Source organism: Nonomuraea turkmeniaca, from assembly GCF_005889735.1.
In the GTDB taxonomy this organism is placed as follows: Bacteria; Actinomycetota; Actinomycetes; order Streptosporangiales; family Streptosporangiaceae; genus Nonomuraea; species Nonomuraea turkmeniaca.
Window position 1 is genome coordinate 1 of the sequence record NZ_VCKY01000204.1, and the last position, 19457, is coordinate 19457.

34 protein-coding genes are annotated in these 19457 nt (G+C 68.9%); 16 read left to right on the forward strand and 18 right to left on the reverse strand.

Features of this window, described 5'->3' with window-relative positions:
• Positions 1-76 precede the first annotated feature (76 nt).
• The 11 genes from ETD86_RS40835 to ETD86_RS40880 all read left to right on the forward strand — a co-directional run bounded on the left by ETD86_RS40835 (position 77) and on the right by ETD86_RS40880 (position 4595).
• Positions 77-457 (forward strand): hypothetical protein, encoded by a 381-nt coding sequence (locus tag ETD86_RS40835; RefSeq protein ID WP_138671992.1) that lies wholly within the window; start codon positions 77-79, stop codon positions 455-457.
• A gap of 66 nt (positions 458-523) precedes the next feature.
• On the forward strand, positions 524-712 hold the full coding sequence (locus tag ETD86_RS40840; RefSeq protein WP_138671993.1) for a hypothetical protein: 189 nt from the start codon (positions 524-526) through the stop codon (positions 710-712).
• Between the two features lie 107 nt (positions 713-819).
• Positions 820-948, forward strand: a complete 129-nt coding sequence (locus ETD86_RS59395) for a hypothetical protein (protein WP_281287046.1) — start codon at positions 820-822, stop codon at positions 946-948.
• Positions 949-1040: 92 nt separating this feature from the next.
• The gene (locus ETD86_RS40845; RefSeq protein ID WP_138671994.1) at positions 1041-1427 is read left to right on the forward strand and encodes a beta barrel domain-containing protein; all 387 of its coding nucleotides are present in this window, start codon (positions 1041-1043) and stop codon (positions 1425-1427) included.
• 94 nt (positions 1428-1521) lie between these two features.
• Positions 1522-1908: a hypothetical protein gene (locus ETD86_RS40850; RefSeq protein ID WP_138671995.1), complete on the forward strand. Its 387-nt coding sequence runs from the start codon at positions 1522-1524 to the stop codon at positions 1906-1908.
• Between the two features lie 73 nt (positions 1909-1981).
• Positions 1982-2521: a hypothetical protein gene (locus tag ETD86_RS40855; protein WP_138671996.1), complete on the forward strand. Its 540-nt coding sequence runs from the start codon at positions 1982-1984 to the stop codon at positions 2519-2521.
• Between the two features lie 68 nt (positions 2522-2589).
• Positions 2590-3144, forward strand: a complete 555-nt coding sequence (locus ETD86_RS40860; RefSeq protein WP_138671997.1) for a hypothetical protein — start codon at positions 2590-2592, stop codon at positions 3142-3144.
• Between the two features lie 58 nt (positions 3145-3202).
• Positions 3203-3604 carry a hypothetical protein gene (locus tag ETD86_RS40865; protein ID WP_138671998.1) on the forward strand — a complete coding sequence of 134 codons (402 nt, stop codon included), beginning with the start codon at positions 3203-3205 and terminating at the stop codon, positions 3602-3604.
• Positions 3605-3654: 50 nt separating this feature from the next.
• Positions 3655-3849, forward strand: coding sequence for a hypothetical protein (locus ETD86_RS40870; protein WP_138671999.1), 195 nt, complete (start codon positions 3655-3657; stop codon positions 3847-3849).
• 79 nt (positions 3850-3928) lie between these two features.
• Positions 3929-4285 (forward strand): hypothetical protein, encoded by a 357-nt coding sequence (locus ETD86_RS40875; protein WP_138672000.1) that lies wholly within the window; start codon positions 3929-3931, stop codon positions 4283-4285.
• Between the two features lie 16 nt (positions 4286-4301).
• Positions 4302-4595 carry a hypothetical protein gene (locus tag ETD86_RS40880; RefSeq protein ID WP_138672001.1) on the forward strand — a complete coding sequence of 98 codons (294 nt, stop codon included), beginning with the start codon at positions 4302-4304 and terminating at the stop codon, positions 4593-4595.
• Between the two features lie 61 nt (positions 4596-4656).
• Here the strand turns inward: ETD86_RS40880 and ETD86_RS40885 are convergent, their stop codons facing one another.
• Together ETD86_RS40885 and ETD86_RS55885 are read right to left on the reverse strand one after the other, a co-directional pair.
• Positions 4657-5112 (reverse strand): NUDIX hydrolase, encoded by a 456-nt coding sequence (locus ETD86_RS40885; RefSeq protein WP_138672002.1) that lies wholly within the window; start codon positions 5110-5112, stop codon positions 4657-4659.
• 197 nt (positions 5113-5309) lie between these two features.
• On the reverse strand, positions 5310-5726 hold the full coding sequence (locus ETD86_RS55885; protein ID WP_170223520.1) for a hypothetical protein: 417 nt from the start codon (positions 5724-5726) through the stop codon (positions 5310-5312).
• 9 nt (positions 5727-5735) lie between these two features.
• On the opposite strand from ETD86_RS55885, the gene ETD86_RS40895 reads away from it, so the two are divergent.
• Positions 5736-7205, forward strand: coding sequence for a phosphotransferase enzyme family protein (locus ETD86_RS40895; RefSeq protein ID WP_170223521.1), 1470 nt, complete (start codon positions 5736-5738; stop codon positions 7203-7205).
• A gap of 547 nt (positions 7206-7752) precedes the next feature.
• Here ETD86_RS40895 and ETD86_RS40900 read toward each other — a convergent pair.
• From ETD86_RS40900 to ETD86_RS40915, 4 genes are all read right to left on the reverse strand, one after another.
• Positions 7753-7977, reverse strand: a complete 225-nt coding sequence (locus ETD86_RS40900) for a hypothetical protein (protein WP_138672005.1) — start codon at positions 7975-7977, stop codon at positions 7753-7755.
• A 90-nt stretch (positions 7978-8067) separates the two neighbouring features.
• Positions 8068-8676, reverse strand: a complete 609-nt coding sequence (locus tag ETD86_RS40905) for a helix-turn-helix domain-containing protein (RefSeq protein ID WP_138672006.1) — start codon at positions 8674-8676, stop codon at positions 8068-8070.
• Positions 8673-9260, reverse strand: coding sequence for a helix-turn-helix domain-containing protein (locus ETD86_RS40910; RefSeq protein ID WP_138672007.1), 588 nt, complete (start codon positions 9258-9260; stop codon positions 8673-8675). Before ETD86_RS40910 ends, ETD86_RS40905 begins: the two co-directional genes overlap by 4 nt.
• A gap of 26 nt (positions 9261-9286) precedes the next feature.
• The gene (locus ETD86_RS40915; protein ID WP_138672008.1) at positions 9287-9793 is read right to left on the reverse strand and encodes a 6-pyruvoyl trahydropterin synthase family protein; all 507 of its coding nucleotides are present in this window, start codon (positions 9791-9793) and stop codon (positions 9287-9289) included.
• 136 nt (positions 9794-9929) lie between these two features.
• Here ETD86_RS40915 and ETD86_RS40920 point away from each other — a divergent pair, with 136 nt between their 5' ends.
• The 4 genes from ETD86_RS40920 (at position 9930) to ETD86_RS40935 (ending at position 12126) form a co-directional block, all read left to right on the forward strand.
• Entirely contained in the window at positions 9930-10376 is a 447-nt protein-coding gene (locus ETD86_RS40920; protein WP_138672009.1) for a hypothetical protein, read from the forward strand.
• Between the two features lie 247 nt (positions 10377-10623).
• Positions 10624-10953 carry a hypothetical protein gene (locus ETD86_RS40925; protein ID WP_138672010.1) on the forward strand — a complete coding sequence of 110 codons (330 nt, stop codon included), beginning with the start codon at positions 10624-10626 and terminating at the stop codon, positions 10951-10953.
• Positions 10946-11608: a hypothetical protein gene (locus ETD86_RS40930; protein WP_138672011.1), complete on the forward strand. Its 663-nt coding sequence runs from the start codon at positions 10946-10948 to the stop codon at positions 11606-11608. Before ETD86_RS40925 ends, ETD86_RS40930 begins: the two co-directional genes overlap by 8 nt.
• 95 nt (positions 11609-11703) lie before the next feature.
• Positions 11704-12126, forward strand: a complete 423-nt coding sequence (locus ETD86_RS40935) for a hypothetical protein (protein WP_138672012.1) — start codon at positions 11704-11706, stop codon at positions 12124-12126.
• A gap of 80 nt (positions 12127-12206) precedes the next feature.
• On the opposite strand, the gene ETD86_RS40940 is transcribed toward ETD86_RS40935, so the two are convergent.
• The 12 genes from ETD86_RS40940 to ETD86_RS55890 all read right to left on the reverse strand — a co-directional run.
• Positions 12207-12917 (reverse strand): DNA-methyltransferase, encoded by a 711-nt coding sequence (locus ETD86_RS40940; protein WP_138672013.1) that lies wholly within the window; start codon positions 12915-12917, stop codon positions 12207-12209.
• Positions 12917-13834: a DNA-methyltransferase gene (locus ETD86_RS40945; RefSeq protein WP_138672014.1), complete on the reverse strand. Its 918-nt coding sequence runs from the start codon at positions 13832-13834 to the stop codon at positions 12917-12919. Before ETD86_RS40945 ends, ETD86_RS40940 begins: the two co-directional genes overlap by 1 nt.
• Positions 13831-14031, reverse strand: coding sequence for a hypothetical protein (locus ETD86_RS40950; RefSeq protein WP_138672015.1), 201 nt, complete (start codon positions 14029-14031; stop codon positions 13831-13833). The genes ETD86_RS40945 and ETD86_RS40950 overlap by 4 nt, the downstream gene beginning before the upstream one ends.
• A 107-nt stretch (positions 14032-14138) precedes the next feature.
• Complete coding sequence (locus tag ETD86_RS40955) at positions 14139-14408, reverse strand: hypothetical protein (protein WP_138672016.1); 270 nt, start codon at positions 14406-14408, stop codon at positions 14139-14141.
• 162 nt (positions 14409-14570) lie between these two features.
• A complete protein-coding gene (locus ETD86_RS40960; protein WP_138672017.1) occupies positions 14571-15131 on the reverse strand; it encodes a hypothetical protein in 561 nt (186 codons plus the stop codon).
• Between the two features lie 224 nt (positions 15132-15355).
• The gene (locus tag ETD86_RS40965) at positions 15356-15604 is read right to left on the reverse strand and encodes a hypothetical protein (RefSeq protein ID WP_138672018.1); all 249 of its coding nucleotides are present in this window, start codon (positions 15602-15604) and stop codon (positions 15356-15358) included.
• 85 nt (positions 15605-15689) lie between these two features.
• Entirely contained in the window at positions 15690-16481 is a 792-nt protein-coding gene (locus tag ETD86_RS40970) for a tRNA(His) guanylyltransferase Thg1 family protein (RefSeq protein WP_138672019.1), read from the reverse strand.
• A 46-nt stretch (positions 16482-16527) separates the two neighbouring features.
• Positions 16528-16932, reverse strand: coding sequence for a hypothetical protein (locus ETD86_RS40975; protein WP_138672020.1), 405 nt, complete (start codon positions 16930-16932; stop codon positions 16528-16530).
• Between the two features lies 1 nt (position 16933).
• On the reverse strand, positions 16934-17194 hold the full coding sequence (locus tag ETD86_RS40980; protein ID WP_138672021.1) for a hypothetical protein: 261 nt from the start codon (positions 17192-17194) through the stop codon (positions 16934-16936).
• An 83-nt stretch (positions 17195-17277) separates the two neighbouring features.
• Positions 17278-18096 (reverse strand): RNA ligase family protein, encoded by an 819-nt coding sequence (locus ETD86_RS40985; RefSeq protein WP_138672022.1) that lies wholly within the window; start codon positions 18094-18096, stop codon positions 17278-17280.
• An 87-nt stretch (positions 18097-18183) separates the two neighbouring features.
• Positions 18184-19140, reverse strand: a complete 957-nt coding sequence (locus ETD86_RS40990) for an SPFH domain-containing protein (protein WP_170223522.1) — start codon at positions 19138-19140, stop codon at positions 18184-18186.
• A partial coding sequence (locus ETD86_RS55890; RefSeq protein WP_211370635.1) for a hypothetical protein occupies positions 19137-19457 on the reverse strand: 321 nt, incomplete at its 5' end. The genes ETD86_RS40990 and ETD86_RS55890, both read right to left, overlap by 4 nt.

Genomic DNA, 19457 nt, shown 5'->3' on the forward strand with positions numbered 1-19457 from the left:
CCGCCCGCCCGCGCGGGCGGGGGCACCCCTCACCCTCAACTCGACACGTAATTAACTCTCCTGTACTGTTTGATCCATGAAGGCGGGGGGTGCGATCCCCGCCGAGACGCCCAGGGAAAGGGACGCCATGAGCGACACGATCACCGTCACGCACGCCTACCTCCGCGATGCGGTAGGCGAGAAGCGGTCACAGATGTACGGCATGATGCTGCTCGCCCAGACCGCCGCCGCCATCCGCGACGACCGCGCCGACTACGACGAAGCGGTTCAGCAGTTGGCGACCGACTGCGGCGGCGCGATCAGCCCCAGCGAGGCGTTCGCGCTGATCGGCTGGGTGCTCTCCATGCCGTACCAGGGTGACGGCTTCCACAATTGGCCGACCATCACACTGCTCACGCGGCTCTGCAACGTCCCCGCTCCCGCTCCCGCCCCCGCCACGGTGACCGCTGACGCCTGACTCCACGAGCGCGGCAGGGGCACCCCTGCCGCGCTCGCCGCACCACAACGAAAGGAACGCCCGCCCGTGGACACCTCTTCGAACACCGCGCCGATGGCCGGCCGCATGCGCGACCAGGAGTTCTGCTGCCCCGGCCACGACCCCATGTTCAGCCGGTCCCGCACCGGCCGCCACAACCGCCGCAAGTGGGTCCGCATCCAGCGGCGACGGGTAAAGCGCGATCTCGCCCGGCTCATCGCCGAAGCGACCACCTGACCCCCCTCCCCCGCATCAACGCAGAATCGACATGAAATTAACTCTCCTGTACTATTTATAGAGAGCGAAGGGGGCGCGATCCCTTCCCTGTCAATCCAGGAGAAACCATGTTCGACCTGCTGGTTAACCTCGCCGTGACCTTCTACACCACGCCCGCCTACGTCATCGGAGCCGCCCTCCTCACCGCCGCCACCATCGCCGCGACCGCGCTTGTGCTGCACCGCGAGAGCCGATAACCCGACCGCTGGGGCGGCGACGCACCCGCCGCCCCAGCCCTTCCCCCGACCCGCCACAGCCGACGACCCAGCCCGTAGGGAGATCACGAACCATGCCGAAGACGGCCACCCCCGACACACCGACGATGCAGCTCAAGGTGGGCGACGAAGTACGCATCTTCGACGTCAACGCCAAGCGGATGGGGCAGCCGGAAGGCGGCTGGGTCGGCAAGGTCACGAAGGTCGGCAGGACGCTGATCACCGTCCATTACAGCGGCGGCTACAAGAAGGTGTTCCGGCGGGACGACGGCTACGCCAACGACAACTACCGCCACCAGCACATCGAGACGCCCGAGATGGCCGCCCGGAAGACACAACGCGAGGACGCGATCGCGACGCTTCGCTCGCACGGCATCGACCTCGCCTACGGCCACCGCTTCACGAACGAGCACCTCGAGCAGATGATCGCCCTCCTCGGCACCTTCACCTGGGACGAGTGACACCGCGACCGCCCCCGCGCGGCGCGAACCCCTCCGCTGGGCGGCGACGCACCCGCCGCCCAGCCCCTCTCCTCCGGAACGAAAGGGACCAGCCATGCCCGCACTACCCGCCGACGCCACCTTGCTCTACCACCGCGGCCCCTCCCACGGGGAGCCCAGCGAAACCGAGGCGCTCCTCATCAGGGCGCATCACCCCACCGACGGAACCCTGTGGAACGTCCGCTGCGCCACCATCGCCGGCATGGCCGGGCCGTACCTGAAGATCGAGATGGCCAACAGCCACTTCGTCGCCTGGGCCCAGCTGCCCGAGTTATTCAGCGCGCTCGCCGGCATCGAGAGCGCCACCCTCGACGACGTCGCCCGCATTCTCGACGAGCTCGGCGCCACGGACGAAACGGTCAAGCACGACCGCTGGCGGGAGGAGTTCTACCGCACCGTCGACCAGGAGCGCGAGGCATTCGATTTCAGCTTCGACGACTGACGACATCCGGCTGGCATCGAGCCGACACCGGCCCGGGCCAGCACGGTGGCTGAAGCACCCAAGGGCCTGCTGAGTGCTGGCCCTCCCGAACGCCTACTCGCTCCTGGAGCACACTGCCATGACCGCCGCCACCGGCTACCGCGTCCCCGCCGAGATCGTCCAAGCGCTCACTGACCGCGAGTACGTGCGTGTCGTGGGCCCCACCGGGACCACCTGGGTCGGGACCATCATCGGCGCTTCAACAGACCCCTGCATGCTCCTGAAAACCTCGGACGGCGTGCAGATGCTCCCGCAGTCCTTCCGCGTTGAGCGCCTGACGAAGAGGCGCGTCCACATCTGGTACTGCAACACCGACCAGGAGGCGGGCTTCCCCGCCTGGACGTGGTGCCGCGAGATCAAGGGCAACATCTACGACGACGCGAGCAGCCTGGTCCACTTCCCGAGCTGGGACACCGCCCGCCGCGCCGCGTTCGCCTGGCTCGCCGGCAAGCCCCTCACCTGGCACGAGAGCGCGGACGGCACCCGCTCGCTGATCTGCGACGCCTGCGACTTGCGCGTGTACCCCGACAGCCGCCGCAGGTACTTCTGCGTCGGCTGCTTGCGCAGCGCCTGACCCCCCCAGCCCGCACCCGCTCGGCCCGAGCGGAGCGGCTCACCTCAGCAGCAAGGAGAACCACCGCCATGAGCGACCTGACCACCGAGACCGTCGCCACGTTCCTCGCCGCCGACAACAACGTCGTCACCGACGAGTTGGACGGCAGGGTAGGCCTGTACGCCACCGGCAACACCATCCACATCGAGGTCGCCCCTCGCCGGGCGGCCGCATCGGGCCCGGAGGGCGGCGAGGAGAACGCCGTCCGCTTCGAGGCGCACGTCTTTCCGGTTGAGCCTGCACTCCCGGCCGCGACCGAGCCCGTACATCTCGACCCGGCCACCGCCCGAGAGCTGACGTACCTGTCGCCCGGCGAGGACCTCGACGGCTGGACCGTCGTGAAGTCCGAGGAGCACGGCCACACCCGGTGGAACTCCCACCACACGCTGATCATCCGCAACGACGCCGGCGAGCACTTCGCAGGCCACTACCGCAAGGGCCTGACGGAGAACCAGGACACCAAGCCGTGGGAGGGCGAGAGGACCGCCCGATTTGACCCGGTGGTCAGCCGGGCGCGCGTGGCCCAGGTCCACAACTGGGTCACCCCGGCCAAGCGCACCGGCCCCGCGCCCGCAGCCTCCTGACCCTGCCGGCCCGGCCCGAGCACCGGGAGTCCCACCCGCCTGCAACGCAAGGAACCTCATGCGCATCTCACCGAACGACCCCACCAACACCGACCGCAGCCAGCGCGGCGAAACCGCCTTCGCTGCGTACGCCGACATCACCCGCGCCCCCGAAGACCGCGACCTCACCGGCGACAACCTCAACGAGATCGCCCGCGACACCTTCACTGATGCCCTCCACCGGCTCGCGCGCGGCGGTGTCCACCCCGGTGCCGTCCTCCAGCGGGCGTACGAGCGCTACCAGGAGGAAGCCCTCCGCGACGATCCCGGCCCCGAGGCGGTCATCGCGTACCCGTTCAGCTGCCGGTACTGCCACGCCGATCCCGGCAAGCCGTGCCGGTGGGGGTGCGAGTCCTGGGGCGTCTACGGCTACAACCGCCGCACCCCGCCCGAAGCCACCACACGCTTCCCAAATAATTAACTCTCCTATACTATTTACATGTAAGCAAAGGGGATGGAGAGGATGCGGATATGACCCCCGAAACGTTCGGCTTCTGGTTCTTCACGATCTTCCTCGGCGTGCTCATGCTCATCCCAGCGGCGTACCTCCTCTACTGGATCGGCTACCTGCTGCTCGCACTGACCGCCGCCATCGTCGAGGCAGGCAAGGCGCTCGCCTCGCTCGCCCTCCGCCTGATCCGCACGCTTCGCCTCTGCCGTTCCTGACCCAGCCGAACGAAGGCGGGGGCGACCTATCGCCCCGGCCTTCCCCCTTTCTCACTGCCTCAACGGAGCCACCGCCCTCATGTCCCACGCCAGCGACATCGACCACGTCCCCGCCAACCGGCTCGACCCCGCAGGCATCATCGATCTCGACACCGGCCAGCCCCGCCTCTGCGCATCCAAATGCGCCACCTGCATCTTCCGGCCGGGCAACCTCATGCATCTCGAACCCGGCCGCCGCGACGCCATGGTCGCCGAAGCCCTCGCGAACAACTCGTGGATCATCTGCCACAAGACGCTCCCATACGGCGGCCAGCCCACCGCCGGCCAAGCCGTCTGCCGCGGCTTCTACGACGTCCACGGCCGCGACTCCGCCGGCGTCCGCATCGTCCACGCCTACGGCGGCTTCACCGAAGTCACCCCGCCCACCGCAGCCTGACCAACTCGGAGAACACATGCCCGACACCACGTCCCTGCCCACCTGGGACGACATGCCCGACGCCGACAAGGGTGCCGCACTCGTCTACCTGGCCAAGGTGGACACCGAAAGCCGCGCCTACGCCCGCGAGCACCACTCCACCCGCTACCTCATCGACCCCGCCCTGAAGGCGCTCGACAAGCAAGCCGCCAGCGACCACGCAGAATCCCTCTTCGCCAACGGCACCGACGACGCGGTGGACCTCCTCGGAGAGAACGAGTTCGACCGGCTGTACGACCTCGCCATCGACTACGAGCGCACCCACTGCTGACCTGAAGGCAGGAGGAGGGCGGCAACACCCGCCGCCCTCCCGGCCCCGGCTGTTGAGGTGGTCAGCCGACGCGCCAGCCGTCGAGGCTGAAGGGGTGGCCGTGGCGGTAGGCGTCGATGCCGGTGCGGATGTAGGTGACGACGTCGCCGGGCAGGCTGTCGAGGGGAAACCAGTCGATCTTGTCGCATTTGCCGGGCTCGGCGTTGGCGGGTTCGCCCGCCCAGCGGGTGGCGGTGAAGAAGACGCCGATGCGGGCCTGGCCGTCGGGGTCGGCGTGGTGACACAGGTGGGCGAAGGTCAGGTCAGCGGGGTCGATAACGATGCCAAGTTCTTCGCGGGCCTCGCGGGCCGCGCCCTCGGACAGGGTTTCCCCGGCGTCCAGGCAGCCCCCGGGCACCGACCATGAGCCGTCGGCGAAGCCGGTGTTCGTGCGCAGCAACAGCAGCACTTTGCCGCCTTGGACGAGGATTAGGTGCACCCCGACGTGAGGACGGAAGGTCTCGGCTGGTGCGGCCATGGCCGTGCTCCCCGCAGTGACGATGCGCTTGATGTCCCAACTCGATGCTGGGGGTCAGGTCACGCTATCGCAGTGCGCGGGGAGCACGGGGGTGCTCGGCGAGGCCGCCGCAGACCGCCCGGGAGGCCGTCAGATGCGAGCCAGCTGCGCCGACCCCTCGTCCACCGTATGGTCCGTGGCGTGGGCCATGGCGTGGATCAGGTCGGTGAGGTGGTCGGCCAGCTTGGCGGGGGTGCGGCGTCGGTGTGGAGGTGGTAGGCGGTCGGGTCGGTGGCGGCGATCTCGTCGTAGTGGTCAGCCAGCCGCCGCAGCAGGGCGCGGTCGCCGATCAGGTCCCGGTCGGCGGCGCTCTGGTCGGGCTTGGCGGTCATCCGCGCGGTCAGCTCGTCCAGGTCGGTGTGCAGGTAAACGGTGATGTCCGGCTGGGCCAGGTAGCCGGTGAACGGGGCGATGGCCGCGGCGACGGTGGCGTTGTCCAGGCCGTGGACGGCGGCGTGGCTGGCGATGACGGAGTTGACGTAGCGGTCGGCGACCGCGTGCCCGCTCGCCAGCGCGTGGCGGGCCAGGTCGGCGGCGTGCAGCGCGCCGGCCAGGTAGAAGACCAGCTGGGGCAAGGCGCGGGCGTGCGCGTTGATGTAGGGCTGCAGGTCCGAGACGGGGCGGGGACGGTGTGGAAGGTGTCGCAGCCGAGCCGCTCGGCCAGGTGGGCGGCAGGGGTGGATTTGCCCGATCCGCTGATGCCCTCCAGCACCACGAAAATGACCGAAGGCCACCGCGCCTGGCTGTACCCCGCCGCCGGCGAGGGCAGGCCCGGCGTCGCCGCCGCCGAAGCTGCGCTCCCGTCCAGCTCGCGCACCAGCACAGCCGGCGCGGGCGGGCATCCACCCGACGCGGCCCGCCGGTGGCAGCGCATCACCGCCACGTACGAGCATCTGTTCCGCGAGTTCACCGCGGCGCCGACACCGCCGCACCGCCCGATGTCGTTCCCGTTCAGCCCGCACACCAGCAAGGAGTCTGACGTGCCCCACCCGACATCCGACCTCACGGCCTGTTCGGCCGCGGACGAGCGCGCGGCCCGCATCGCCGCCGTCCTCACCGGTCGGTACAGGCTGCGCCCCTCGCAGGTCGTCCCGCTGCCCCTCGGGCAGGGCACCATCAATTTCCGCGCCGAAACCCCCGCCCGGCACGTGTTCGTGAAGAACTACCTGCCGGGCGCCGACCTCGACGGCGAACGCGCGGCCATCACCTCCTCGACGAGGGCCTTGCGAGCGGGCATCCCGGCCGCGCCGGTGCTGCTCAACGACGACGGCGACAGCATCGACACCAGCACCGACCTGCCGGTGTCGGTGTGGAAGTGGATGCCCGGCCACGTGGCGATGTCCATGTCGCCCCCGCAGCTTGCCGCCGCCGGCGCCGCTCTGGGCCGCATCCATCATCTGTTCGCCCACCCGCCCGCGAGCACCACCAGCGCCGTGGACACATGGCGCGCCATGGACGTCAACGGCCTCGCCGTCACGATCGACCAGCTGCTGGCCATCATCGGCGAACGCCTCGACGACGACACCGCCGACAACTTCGCCCGGCAGGCCCAGCGCACGCTGCGCGAGCGCCGCGACATGCTCCACTGCATCCCCGAACTGCTCGCCGACCTGCCAGGCGACCTCACCGTGCAGGCCGTGCACGGCGACTACGCGCCGGTGAACCTCATGTTCACCGGCGACACCCTGTCGGCGGTGCTGGACTTCCGGCCCCCGGACCCGCCGTTCCTCCTCGCGTACGACCTGGGCCGGATCGCGTTCTACCCGAACACCGTCACCACGAGCGCGGCCTGGCCCGACGCCGCCGCCACGCTGATCCGCGCATACCGGCAGGCCAACCCGTCCGTTCCGGCCGTCGATATCCGCGCCTGCGGCCGCGTCGCTCTGCTGCAACTGCTCGGCAGCCTCTACGGCGTGCGCCAGCACTACCTCAAGCCCGGCCTGTTCCAGCAGGACCTGGACCAGTTCTGGCTGTCGCGCCAGCACACCGCGGCCGTGCTGCTGGCCAACCTGGCCGCCACCGACCGGCTGCTGGCCGACCTCGCCCGTTCCTGACCCACAACCCGGTCCAGCCTCCAGCCTTCCGTGCAAGGGAGAGCCCCATGATCGCGGACACCGCTGCTGCACCCACTTGCCCGTCACCGTGGGACATCCTCCGCGGCCACATCGAGCCCGCCGTCCTGGCCGACGGCGCCGCCGCCATCGCCGCCCGCCACCAGCTGCAGCTCCACCAGCCGGGCCCGCACACCCTCACCCTGGCCGGCGCCGACAGCCGCGCCTGCGTCACCGCCTCACGGTCACCCAAGACGGCCAGAGCGCTGATGAACACCTCGCCGCCCGCTCTGGATGCGACGCATCACCGCCCTGGCCGCTCACCTACACGCCCAACAGCCCAACCCCGACACCGGGCGCAGCGACCTGCCCGCGGATGCGTCGCCGTACACCTCCACTGCGTAAGCTCCGACGCACCCACCACTGATGCCTGGTTCTGTCGGCGCCACCGGCTACCTCGAGAACTTCTTTGGCTCGAAACGAACGGCTCCCCCGCTCCAACAGGGGAGCCGTCCACATGAACGCCACCCAGCGCTCCCGGCCCCCGCCGTCAACCACGCGCCGACGCCAGCAGCGCCGACGCCAGGCACAACAGCGCCGCACTACCAGCGACCCCGACACACGCCAGCGTCATCGCTTCATCAGCCTGCTCCGCCGACGCCACAGCCCCCAGCAGCCCGCCGCCGGCCACGACCACCAGCCAGCCACGCCAGAAACGGCCCAGCCACAGCCAGAAATCATCGCCCGCACGCGGCCGCCGCCGACGCTCAGCCACTTCAGCTCCCTCACACTCGCTGCAACGCCGCCACCCACCGGAAAACGATCACAACGTCATCAAGGAAGGCACATCGCCGCAGATCGCATCTCACTCACCGTCATCGCCGCTGACGGCAGCCTCAGCCGCTTCAGCGGCCTTCCGCGCCTTCACCGCCGCCACCCGAGCAACGACACCTTCCACAATCCCCGCCTGATGAGCGATCTCCACCGGACCGCCGTCAGCGCCCGTCAACTCCACCGCCTTCACCGGCCGCCAGTCATCCGGCGCCAGCCGCGCGGCAATCTCCAACGCCGTTCGCCCGTTCGGCGGTGTCACCTGCTCTTCCCTCACCGACGACCCATCCGGCAACGTCCGCTCCACCGTCTTGATCACCACACCACCCAGCGCATCCTCGAACGCCGCATTGATCAGCGACCCGATCGCGTGCGCACCCGCGCGCGTAAAGCGGTCCCGAAAGTCCCGCAACCCCTCGGGGGCGTCGTCGGGTTCTCCCTCTGCGAGCCAGCGCTTCAGGGTGGATTTGCCTACGCCGCACAGGGCTGCCGCCCCGGCGATGCTGTGGCCTTTCTGGCGGGCTTCGCACAGGGCGTCGGCGATCTCCGGGGTGAGCTTGGTGGGGCGGCCTACCGGCTTGGTGGTGCCCTGTGCTGCCAGGTCGCTGGTGGGTGCGGCGTCGGCGGGCTGGTGTTCGGTCATGCGTCTTCGGTGCTCCCTATGCGGCGGATGAAGTCGGCCACGGAATCGCGGTACAGCATCAGGCTGTTGCCGACACGGCGGGAGGACAGCCGGTTGGTGTCCAAGAGGGTGCGGATGGTGGTGGTGCCCAGTCCGAGGACGTCGCCGGCTTCCTGCATTGTCAGGTCGTGGTTGGGGAGCCGGTTGAGCAGTTCCGCGATGAGTGCCAGGCGGTGGGTGGCGGAGTACCAGGTGACCAGGCCGACGCCGAGGCGGAAGATGAGCCCGTTGTTCTCCAGAACGCCGAGCGCGTACGTGGTGCGTCCGACGCCGCCGATGCTGCCGGCGATGTCCGCGGTGAGAAGTCCGCTGGTTCCGGCGCGGTTGAGCATTGCCAGGATCTGCTCGCGGGTGGCGGCCGCGCTGGCCCGGTCCTGAATGACGCGGCCCGCGGCGGGCCCCGGGACCGGCAGTGCAGTCTGCCCGCTGGGGGCGGCCATGGCCTCCTTGAGCGCGGTCGCAGCGTCGGCCAGCTGGATGATGGCGTGCGCCTGGGCGCGCGGCAGCCGGACAGTGACCATGTCGAGCGACGTGGCGGTGGTCATGGTGGGGATCTCCTTGATGGTGGGGGTTATCGGGTGAAGGTGAGGGCGGGCAGCAGCGTCGGGTTGTGCCATGTCGCTGTGACGTCCTCGGTCGTGTGCACGGTCACGGATGCCAGCAGGACGTCCTTGCGGTCGGAGGCCGCGGCGAGCCAGCCGTGCCCGTGGTGGGCGAGCATGAGCGCGAGCGCCTGGCTGGTGGGCCAGGCGGCGCCGTCGTAGTCGCTGCCGAACACGAACAGCTTCTTGCCGTGGGCGTCCAAGATGGGGGTGAACGGGTCGCCGGCGCCGACCATGGTGGAGTGGTCCAACCGGGTGGAGATGAAGCCGCCCATGGAGGCGGCGAACGCGGCCTCGTCTACGAGCAGCCCGTGGGCGTCCAGCGACGGTCCCGCGACCGTCAACGAGACGCGCCACGTGTGGCCGTGCAGTTGGGCGAGCTCTCCGGGCAGGTACGGCACCTGGTGGGAGGCGCAGAATTGGCGGGTGAACACGGTGGTGAACACGCGAGTGGTCCGCTCCCCTCGTACTGGCATGGTCGGGCAGTGCGGGCGGAGTGTGACACATCTCGGAGTTAACGTCGCTTTGGCTCATTCAGCGGACCTGAGCGGACCCTGCTCGGCAGAATGAACCGCGTTCATCAGGACGCTGAAAGGGCTGGAGGCGGCCGACATGGAGTACGCCGACGAGGTCGAGCGTGAGCACGCGACCCGTCTTGCCGAAGCGCAGCACGCGATCGCCGTCGAGCAGCCCCACAGCGGCCTTCGCCCATGGCCGGAGCTGACGGAGCAGGAGAGAAGCGAGGCAACCGCCTCTGCGGCACGTTACCTGCGGGCGGGCCGGCGGGCGGGGCTCTTCGCGTTGGAGCCTGCTGAACCGATCATGCTGTCGCTGAGGGATCATCCGTCAGGGGAGGCGATCAGCCGCGACGCCTTCGAGGTGTTCCTTCAGAAGATGATGGCCGAGCAGGGCGGCGATCGTCTGCCCGTTCTCGACCATGGCGAGGCGCACGCGGTGGCCTCGCTGTTGGACGAGCTGGCCAAGAGATTCGCTGGAGAACCTCTCGGCCGGCTCGCGCGTGAGCTGGCGCTACGACTGTACGACCGCGTCGGGCTGTAAGCGAGACCGCGTCGTCCTGCCCTGGCTTGTGCTCCCTTAACGTCTCCCCTGATCCTCCCGGCTGAGACGCGCACATGCCTCTCGGGCTGCTGGCTACCGATTGTCGGTGGGCCGCGCTACCGTCAAAGGTGGCCGTCGCAGCCAGCGATGGCCGTGGCAGCCCGTGGCGGGCTGAGCGTTGAAACGAAGCACGATGCCGCGCGTGTACCTGCGGCATCGTCTCAGCCATGCCACCAGGGAGAGCCTTATGAGCAGCTTCGTCGCGACCATCACGCTGTATCAGACCAACGGACCTGGCCTCGTCATCTCACGGGCACCCGACGACGCGTGGGCGCTAGACGTCGCAGGGGACCATATGGCAGGCATGTTCGTCCGCGACGCGCAGGCGTGGGCCGGAGGCGACTGGGAGCCCTGCGAGGCCGATCACGAGTTCCAAGTCGATCTCTCTGATGAGTTGCGTGAAGTCGCAACGTGGGATGCTGAGCACGGGCTCCGGCTTCTCGCTGAGCCGGCCGCGATGGGTTTCGCTGCCCGCGACTACCTCGGTGTCAGCAGCGAGGGGAATACGAATGCCTGACAACGGGGTACGCCGCAGTTCGTACACCTTCACCGGTCTCATCTACTCCGCCGGCGGGCAACGCCGCCCGCACTCGTGGGAGGAGGACGTGCTGTCGGTCGTCGTCGAGCTCAACGGCCAGCCCTGGACGGTGTGGATGCCGCTCTGCAAGCCACTCACCCAGTCCCCTGCGGTGCGCGCCCTGCCCGGAACCGAGGTCGGCGAGGGCGTCGTGAACGTGTCCGTCCAGTACGACCAGGTGATGTCGGTGACGCACGCGGACATGTGCGATTACCACTCCCGCGGCCGGGGCGGCTGCGACTGCGGAGCCGACAACGCTTGGCCTGATGAACGCCGTGAGGTGCTCAAACACGCGGCACGGGTGCTGCATGCTGAGAACGACCGCATCCAGGATGAGATCGAGCAGGCCAAACGGAACGCCGAACGCACCAAATACCTGGAGGAGACCGCCTGGCAGCGTGAGCCCGACCGGATTGTGGTCGGCGGCAGCGAGCAAGGCTGGCGGATCTGGGAGCCGGACAACCATGAGGGCTGGAGGAACGTGGGAACGGTAGTGCTTGGATCAGTGCCGCTGGAGCCGTACGACCCACACTGGATCGCGTTGATCGGCGATGCGATCGGGCTCTATTCGATCCGCGACCCGCGGATCAGCTGACCTCCGTGGAGGGGAGCGTTCGGCCAGTCGCTCGGCACCTCGTGAACTTGCCGCCTTCTCCCGCTCAAAAGGACCGCTCGTGGCAGGATGCCGTCATGGCTTGGCAGGAGCACCGCATCGTGCCCGTGCGCTACGTGGGCGGCCCCCTCGACGGCGACGTCAACGCGCTGGACTACGCGGACCACGAACTGCAGGAGATGGCCGACCAGGAAATCACGTGGGATTACACCCCTGGCGATCTCTCCAGGGACGCTGACGACGTCGTCGAGCGTTACCGGCCGGAGCATCGCCCAGACGGGTGGGCGTTCGTTCATGTCGGCACGTTCGAGCGCCCCGTCGAGGACCGTCCGTTCACCGCGGTTTTCGTCGGCGGCCTCCGCGATGGCGAGCAGACCACGTTCCTAGCCAGCATCCGCGACCGGGTTGAGCTTGCGACCTCTCACCATCCCGGCTACCGCCTGGTCCACGAGGGCGACGACATCCTCACAGGGTGGCAGATGATGCCGATCGAGGGTTGAGCCACTACCTCTGACCATCTGACCGGCTGCACATCATGTTCGCAGTCTTCAGCGGTGTCGGCGCACCAGGCGCCCAGGTGTCAGAGAGGCTCGCCGTCGTCGGCTGGCGATGGTACGGCGGCCAGACGGGTGGCGATGGTCTGGCACCAGGCGGCGTCGGCCTCGATCGCGATCACCTTGTGGCCGCGCCGCTTGGCCGCCTCCGCGGTGGTGCCGGACCCGGCGAACGGATCGAGGATGATCTGCCCGGGCGTGGCCTGGATGAGTTCGAGAATGCGGGCCGGCAGTGCAACCGGCTTCTCCGCGGGGTGGCCGTGTGGTTTTCGGGTGCCGGTTTTGATCGTCCACACGTCGCCGGCGGACCGGTCCGCGATCCGGAAGGCGGCCTTGGCCATGACGGCGATGAGCTCGTGGTCGGCGCGCAGGCCACGCGGGGAGCCGGTGCGGATGGCGTCCTTGTGCCAGACCGCTACGGATGTGATGTCGAGGCGGGCGTCGTGGGCGGCCCGCTGCACGATCGGCAGGGTGCGCCAGTTGCAGCAGGACCAGAAGCTGCCGTGGTCGGGCAGGATGCGGGCCACGTGCTGGTACCAGGTGGTGAACCAGTGGGCGGTGTTCATCGTGTCCGCCCACGAGGATGCTTTCGTCGCCCAGGACGTGCCGGTGGTCTGGTAGGGCGGGTCAGTGACGACGTGGTCGGCATCACCGGGGCCGAGCTCGGCGAGGATGTCGAGGGCGTCGCCCTGATACAGGTGCACCAGGTCGTCTTCGTAGAACGGCGCGGGCAGCATCAGGTGCCCTCCCGCGGTTCCGGCACGAACAACTGCGCCGGCTCGTCCGGCTCGTCCGGCTCGCCGACCGTGGTCTCCTGCCCTGGGCCGACGCTGGCGTCGGGCGCGAGAGCGGGCCGCGACAGCCGTTCCGCGGCGACGCGGGCGTAGTGGTCGGTGATCTCGATGCCGGTGAAGCGGCGGCCCTGAAGCTGGGCGGCCACGCCGGTGGAGCCTGAGCCGGCGAACGGGTCGAGGATGACGCCGCCGGGCGGGGCCACGCGTACGAGCGTGGTCAGCAGCGGATCGACCGGCTTTTCCGTCTGGTGGAGGCGGGCGGCGCCGACGGGTGCGCGGGCCTCGATCGCGCCCGGCAAATACACCTCGTACTCCTTCTGGATGGAGCCGTTGACGCCCCACACGCAGTACTCGGCCTGGTTCCAGAAGCCGCCACGGATCGGGCGGGATCGGCCGCGCGGCTTGACCCAGTTGACGACGCCGCGCCAGGTCCAGCCGGCGGCCTGCATGGCATCCGACGTCGACGGCAGTTGCCGCCAGTCGGTGAAAACGAGGATGGAACCGCCGGGTTTGGTCAGCCGCAGCGCCTCGCTCATCCACAGCGTCGACCAGAACGTCCAGCTGCGCTGGTCGCGCTGGTCGCCCGGAAAGTCGGGATTCTCGTGGGCGATGTCGCCGACGCTTCCGGACACGTACTTGGTGCGGGTGGAGCGTTTGCGTTCGGCGACGGAGACGCCGCCGGAGGAGTAGGGCGGGTCAGCGATGACGGCGTCGACACTGTCGGCCGGCAGCGCGGGTAGAACGGCCAGGATGTCGCCCTTGTACAGGGTGGCGGTGTCGCTGGACCAGTACGGTTCCACGGTGACCGGTCCTGGACCGGTCGCGGGCCAGGTGGCGTGGCCGGGTGCGGGAACGTTCATCGGCTGCCCCCGGTCAGGCGGGCGAGGGGGCCGAGGATGACGGCCAGGACGTATACGCTGGCCAGGGCCCAGCTCAGGAACGCGAGCGGCGAGCTGATGGTGGTGAGCGCCGACCAGATCAGGGCGACGGCGGCGAGCAGGCGGATCAGCTGGTCGATGACGAGCACGCAGCCTGGCTGCGTCGACGAGCGGTTCATGCGGCCGCCAGTGCGGTGGCCGGCTTGTTCTGGATCGGCGTGTTCACGCCGGGAGAGGTATCAGCCCGTCTGGCTTAGGTCGCGCCAGCCTCGGTTGAGGCGGCGGTCTAGGTCTCCTCCTCGATCGGGCGCGGGGCCTCGACCGGGTTTTTCCAAGGGCGTCCGCCCTTGCCGTTGTCCTGGTGGGACGGCTTGTCGGCGCAGATGGTGCATTGGCACGGCAGCGCGGTGTTCTCGCCGGTGGCGGTCGGATCCGGATTGATGACGCGGCCGCCGCATTGGTTGTGCTTGCCGGTGGCGCACGCCATCGACCATTGCCGTACCTGTTCCAGCGTGCAGCCTGGTGGTACGACGAGTGGGACGTTGAGCGCGACCATAACACTATGGTCGCACACCGCATCCACCGCGATGCAGTGCGTACATGTGTTCGAATCTGGTTCAGGCGCACTTGCCGGGCAGGCGGGAGCCAGAGAGGGCCCGCCGACAAGGCGGGACCCCGCATCAGGGAAGGGATGCGGGGGCCCGAGGGAGCCGCGGGGTCAGCCGGCGGTCATCCACTCCATGAGGCGAGTGACGATGCGAGCTGCAGTCTGGTCGTGGGCGTTCAAGTGCTTCATGGCTTCGCGCGAGTCGTTGCGTTGCTGGGCTGCGGCGGCCTGCCGACCGCGCTCGGCCCATTCGACGAGCATGGTCGCCAATTCCGCGCGGAACTGCTGGCGCTCGCTGCGCGCACGCCGGATGAGCGTGGCCAGGGCGCCACTGTCGGGAGTGTGGCGCGCCAGGCGGAACACCGACGCCTTCTCTACTGCGTTCATGGGCACGCCGTTCAGGGCTGACATCAGGTCCGTGGCATAGGCGGGCACCATGGTGCCGATGGCGGAGAGGACGCAGTCGGCGTACTCATAGCCGGTTCCGCCGGCTTCCTCGATTGCGGTCTCCGCCGTGGCGGCCGCTGCGGCGGCAGTGTCGGCCTCGATCGTGCCCGACGGCACGAATGGGTCGAGAGTGCACCCGCATCCCGCGAGGTGCATGACGGCAATGTCGCCGCGCGCGTCGTGGGCGCCGTTGTCTTGCAGGAACCAGCGGTAGACCTGGGCCATGGCGTGCGTCCTTCCTGGAGAAGCAGGCGCCGGGATCGCCCCCCGACATGTCTCATATAATAGTTCAAGATAGTTAATTTAAGAAGGGTGACCTGTCCTCTCCGGAACCGGGCAGCTGCACCGGTCTGCGATCGCCACAGCGGGGACGACGATCAGAGAGCCTGGCGGAGCCGTCGGCTCAGGCGTCAGCCATCGCGCTGGCTCCTCCCCCGGCCAGTTCGTCTTCACTGTCTCCCCGCCAACAGCCGTACGAGCCCGCGAAGCCGGGCCCGCCGGCGCGCTGGCGCCGCCTCCGGGCCGACACCGGCGGAGAACGGGGTACGGCATCGGACCAGCCGCACCCCGTTCTGCCAGTCATGCGCCCAGAACGTGAACCGCTTGCCGCGGGTGTCCACCTCTCCCCCGAGCAGCACGATCGGTTCGCCGCAGTGCCGGCAGCCTGCCTGGCCCAGCACCACTCTGCTCCGGCTCACCCGTCTCATCTCCTTGTCGATGAAGTCGTCCGCGACCTTCGCGCCGACGTCCGGCCACTGGCTGCAGGCGATCGTGGAGGCCTGTTCAGCTGGTCGTGGCGCTCGGACGGGTGGGGATCTCGTTGACGAGCCAGCCCGCTGGGTCTGCGGTGAAGGACGGCGCGGCTTGGATCTGCCACGTGGAGCGCATCGCCTGGGTTTCTGTCTCCTGCTGGGTGCGCTGGTCGGTGTAGATGATGTCCTCCAGCGAGGCACGGCGGACGCACACGCGGCCCCTCTTGACCTCGGCAGGGTAGTGATCCCAGTTGATGCGGTGCTCGCTCCACAGCATTTCCTGCATGTCGCTGGTGGTTTTCCTGTGGAGCTGCTGGTGGGAGTAGTGCGCCTGCGCGGCCATGGTGATGCTGTTGCGGACGCAGTCGCGCTGTCTCCACAGGAAGTACGCGGCCACTTCTTGTGCGTCTGGGATGGTGAAGACGCGGCCGTCGAAGGTGGCGGTGGCGTCGTCGTAGTCGAGGCCGTACTGCTCGTTGAAGGCCACGGCGGCGATCGACGCCGCCACGGATGCGATCTTTTGCACGACTCCGCCGAACCACGGCTGCGTCTGTGCGGTCGCGAAGTCGGTGAGCAGCACGGAGCATTCGTCCGACTGGGTGTAGGCGAACGCGGCGCCGGACATCTGCTTGCACAGCGCCTTCCCGACGGCGTCCATGGCGAAGACCACGGCGTCGTCGTAGGGCTTCTCGGCGTGCCGCAGGAATGTCCTGAAGCAGCGGCCGTCCACACGGACGATTGTGTATGTCCGCCGCGGCAGCGTCGTGCGGGTGACCCGTTCGTAGGTTTTCATGCGGTCGCCGAGGGCGGTGGTGTCGCTCACAGGGGGTTCTCTCCAAGGAGTTCGATCAAGGGGGTGGGTGGGTCCGTCAGTCGTGGCAGGCGTCCTGGCAGTTGCCGTATTCGGGAAGGTCTCGGCCGCCGAGCACGACCACGCCGGCCATGCGGGCGTCGGCGGCGTCGCAGGCCGCGAGCATCGCCATCGCGATGCGGCGTACGGCGGCGACGCGGTAGGCGTCGAAGTCGGTGCCGGCGTACATGTGCGGAGTCGTCAGGTACACCGAGTCCAGCAAGCTTTCCCCGTCGTGGATGACGCGGACCGTCCAGCCGGGCACCGGATGCCAGACGGGGCCGGGCAGCCGGTGCCTGGCCGGGTTGACGTGATCGGGCACCGGCTTGCCGGTGGTGTCGATGTGGGCGACGAGGCCGGTGACCTGGCGGCGTAGTTCAGCCACCAGGTCCAGCGGCGACGCCGACCAAGGGACGTCCGGCATGTCAGGCACCGGCGGGCTCCGGCTCCTCTGCCGCGTCGACCAGGATGTCGCGCAGGCTGGCGACCGACGACAGGAGCCGCATTACGGCGGCCATGGCCTCCAGTTCCGCGGCCACCGCCGCCTGCAGGTTCTCCCACGCCTGGCGCAGTTCAGCGTCGTCGTCTGGCAGATGTTCGGCGGTGATGCCGTCGAGCACCATAAGACGCACCCCCCAGCCGGCGGAGGCGGCGGCGAGCTGCTGGCGGCTGTCGAACCCGGACATGTGTGTTTCCTCCCAAATGCGGGCACGTCGCGATCGTTGAAGGCGTTCGCGCCCGCCGGCGAGGGGCGGGCGCGAACGCGGGATCAGAAGGCGGCGTCGGCGGTGCCGCGGTCCCGCTTGCGGGCGAGCCGGTCGGCCTCGGCCCGCAAGCGGATGGTCTTGTCGTAGTCGGTGAAGCGAGCCTTGCTGATGGTGCCGCGATCGGGAGACCGGAACACGACACCTTCGCTGAACCCGGGAATGCCGGACGTGGCCAGGCGGGTGGTGCGGTACGGCTCCAGGAAGGCGCGCATGCCGTCCACGCTGTCCGGCAGGTCGGCGCCGTCGATCTCGCCCAGGCGAGGCGTGAGCTCCACGCCGACCCGGGCCGCCATCGCCTGCAGGTCGGCTTCGGCCAGGAACGGCTGGCCGCCGTTCTTCCGCCAGCTCGACAGCCGGTCCCGGTCGAGCTCCAGCATGCCCAGGTCGATGACGGACACGTCGAACAGGCGGACGGACGCGGTGCCGTCGCCGTAGTTCTTCCACGCGTTCATGGCCTTGCTGCCGAACACCTCGGCGTACAGCGTGACGACCGCGCCGCTCTGCGGTTCAATCCGGGGCATCAGGTCCCTGACGGCCTTGACGACGCCGAAGTCCCGGGCTGGCACCCGGTCGCCGCGAGCGGTCAGCCACTCTTCGCGCAGGCCGATGAGCCAGTCGCCGTCGGGCAGGCGGGTCATGCGGACGTTGACGCCGTCGGCCTTCTCGGTGAGGAGGACGGGCCCGGTGTAGACGGTGGGGGTCTCGGTGAGCATGCCCGACCGGCTGATGTGGGTCATCTCGTGGTAGGTGGGGATGCTCGGGTACTTGGTGAGGGTGTTCACCTTGTCCTGGACGGCTTCGTCGTCGAGGGGGAAACGCACGTCTGTGTCCTTCTCTGCTTGTACGTACGGAGGATGGGAGCCATGACGATCCCGGCCCGCCGCGCAGGTCGGCGGGCCGGGCAGGGACTACTGCTTGACGGACGGGAGGGGGAAGGTGAGCGGGTTATTCTGCGGCACCGGGTACACCGGCACCTGGCCCTTCTCGACGGCCTTGTTCAGCAGGTCGTTCTGCTGCTCGGCCAGGTCAGCCTGCCGCCAGGCGACCGCGCCGTCCTGGCCGAGCAGGTCGACCAGGCGCTTGATGGCCTCGGCCTCGATGTCGACCTTCTGGTTGATCTCCTGCTGGGCGGCCTTCTCCAGCTTGGCGGCCTCGCGGCTGGCCATGGCGTCTACGAACCGCTGGGGCGGCACGGGCTTCTGCAGAGTGAGCACGACGTTGCCGCACTCGCCCTGGCCGTTGAAGTTCGGGTTACAGAAGTAGTTGCCGCCGGCCTTCTTCATGAAGTCGGGGAACAGTTCACCGACGCGGGCCTCGTACTTCGCCTTGATCGCGGGGTCGTTGTAGAGGTCCTCGCCGTTGAACTCCTGGGCCGCGGCGTCCAGGGCGCGCTTCAGCGGCTCTCCGAAGTAGACGCTCAGCATCGTGCGCCAGCCGCTGTAGTCCGGCGTGTCGGAGTTCGCCGTGGTTTCGGTGCCGTACACGAATGCCTTCTTGTTGCGGCCGATCCTCTCGTGGAACTGCCGCAGCGTCGTGCACTCGGTGTTGAGCGCGAAGGTGGCGACGCCGGCGATGGTGAGGGGGACGTCGTTCTTCGACACCACCGGGATCGGCTTCGCTTCGGCGTCGCCGGCTCCGTTGAAGCTGAACGTTCGCTGACCGGCCGGGTACGTCCAGCTGTTGTCGGACATGTTCACGCCGTCGCGGGAGGAGACGTTGACGCACTTGGAGAACTTGGTGGCTGAGCCCAGGGCGCCGTTGTAGACGACGGCGACCTCGTCGGGTTCGGTGCTGACGCTGGCGCACGCGGTGGCGGCACTGGCGAGGGCGGCGAGGGCGATGATCGGGAGGGGCTTGCGGTTCACCGGTGGCTGTCCTTGATCTGGTCGTAGTGGCGGCGAATGCGCGCCGCGATGAGGGCGGCGCTGTTGTCGAGGTCGAGCGCGCCTGCCGCGATCTTGTAGACGTCGTCGAGCGCGGCCTGGGTGCGCTGGAGGGTGCGGCGGGTGGCGCGGGCGTCGCGGGCGCGGTTGGTGATCCACACGATCGCCACGGCGGCGACGGCGGCGATGGCGATCGCGATGAGAGCGACGATCAGTTGCGCCTTCATCGGGTTCGCCTCGGGTGGCGTACCTGTGCGCTGGTGCAGTGGTGGGGCATGAGGGGTCCTTCCGTGAAGAGG

Excerpts from the sequence above, each read along its gene's own strand:
- ETD86_RS40865 (WP_138671998.1), top strand. The coding sequence starts at position 3,203 with ATGCGCATCTCACCGAACGACCCCACCAACACCGACCGCAGCCAGCGC.
- ETD86_RS40940 (WP_138672013.1), bottom strand. The coding sequence starts at position 12,917 with ATGCTGCCCGCGCCGTTCTACGAAGACGACCTGGTGCACCTGTATCAG.
- ETD86_RS40945 (WP_138672014.1), bottom strand. The coding sequence starts at position 13,834 with ATGAACGTTCCCGCACCCGGCCACGCCACCTGGCCCGCGACCGGTCCA.
- ETD86_RS40925 (WP_138672010.1), top strand. The coding sequence starts at position 10,624 with ATGAGCAGCTTCGTCGCGACCATCACGCTGTATCAGACCAACGGACCT.
- ETD86_RS40910 (WP_138672007.1), bottom strand. The coding sequence starts at position 9,260 with ATGACCACCGCCACGTCGCTCGACATGGTCACTGTCCGGCTGCCGCGC.
- ETD86_RS40920 (WP_138672009.1), top strand. The coding sequence starts at position 9,930 with ATGGAGTACGCCGACGAGGTCGAGCGTGAGCACGCGACCCGTCTTGCC.
- ETD86_RS40955 (WP_138672016.1), bottom strand. The coding sequence starts at position 14,408 with ATGGTCGCGCTCAACGTCCCACTCGTCGTACCACCAGGCTGCACGCTG.
- ETD86_RS40845 (WP_138671994.1), top strand. The coding sequence starts at position 1,041 with ATGCCGAAGACGGCCACCCCCGACACACCGACGATGCAGCTCAAGGTG.
- ETD86_RS40980 (WP_138672021.1), bottom strand. The coding sequence starts at position 17,194 with ATGTCCGGGTTCGACAGCCGCCAGCAGCTCGCCGCCGCCTCCGCCGGC.
- ETD86_RS40880 (WP_138672001.1), top strand. The coding sequence starts at position 4,302 with ATGCCCGACACCACGTCCCTGCCCACCTGGGACGACATGCCCGACGCC.
- ETD86_RS40950 (WP_138672015.1), bottom strand. The coding sequence starts at position 14,031 with ATGAACCGCTCGTCGACGCAGCCAGGCTGCGTGCTCGTCATCGACCAG.
- ETD86_RS59395 (WP_281287046.1), top strand. The coding sequence starts at position 820 with ATGTTCGACCTGCTGGTTAACCTCGCCGTGACCTTCTACACCACGCCC.
- ETD86_RS40885 (WP_138672002.1), bottom strand. The coding sequence starts at position 5,112 with ATGGCCGCACCAGCCGAGACCTTCCGTCCTCACGTCGGGGTGCACCTA.
- ETD86_RS40905 (WP_138672006.1), bottom strand. The coding sequence starts at position 8,676 with ATGACCGAACACCAGCCCGCCGACGCCGCACCCACCAGCGACCTGGCA.
- ETD86_RS40915 (WP_138672008.1), bottom strand. The coding sequence starts at position 9,793 with ATGCCAGTACGAGGGGAGCGGACCACTCGCGTGTTCACCACCGTGTTC.
- ETD86_RS40930 (WP_138672011.1), top strand. The coding sequence starts at position 10,946 with ATGCCTGACAACGGGGTACGCCGCAGTTCGTACACCTTCACCGGTCTC.
- ETD86_RS40860 (WP_138671997.1), top strand. The coding sequence starts at position 2,590 with ATGAGCGACCTGACCACCGAGACCGTCGCCACGTTCCTCGCCGCCGAC.
- ETD86_RS40935 (WP_138672012.1), top strand. The coding sequence starts at position 11,704 with ATGGCTTGGCAGGAGCACCGCATCGTGCCCGTGCGCTACGTGGGCGGC.
- ETD86_RS40975 (WP_138672020.1), bottom strand. The coding sequence starts at position 16,932 with ATGCCGGACGTCCCTTGGTCGGCGTCGCCGCTGGACCTGGTGGCTGAA.
- ETD86_RS40850 (WP_138671995.1), top strand. The coding sequence starts at position 1,522 with ATGCCCGCACTACCCGCCGACGCCACCTTGCTCTACCACCGCGGCCCC.
- ETD86_RS40960 (WP_138672017.1), bottom strand. The coding sequence starts at position 15,131 with ATGGCCCAGGTCTACCGCTGGTTCCTGCAAGACAACGGCGCCCACGAC.
- ETD86_RS40875 (WP_138672000.1), top strand. The coding sequence starts at position 3,929 with ATGTCCCACGCCAGCGACATCGACCACGTCCCCGCCAACCGGCTCGAC.
- ETD86_RS40835 (WP_138671992.1), top strand. The coding sequence starts at position 77 with ATGAAGGCGGGGGGTGCGATCCCCGCCGAGACGCCCAGGGAAAGGGAC.
- ETD86_RS40870 (WP_138671999.1), top strand. The coding sequence starts at position 3,655 with ATGACCCCCGAAACGTTCGGCTTCTGGTTCTTCACGATCTTCCTCGGC.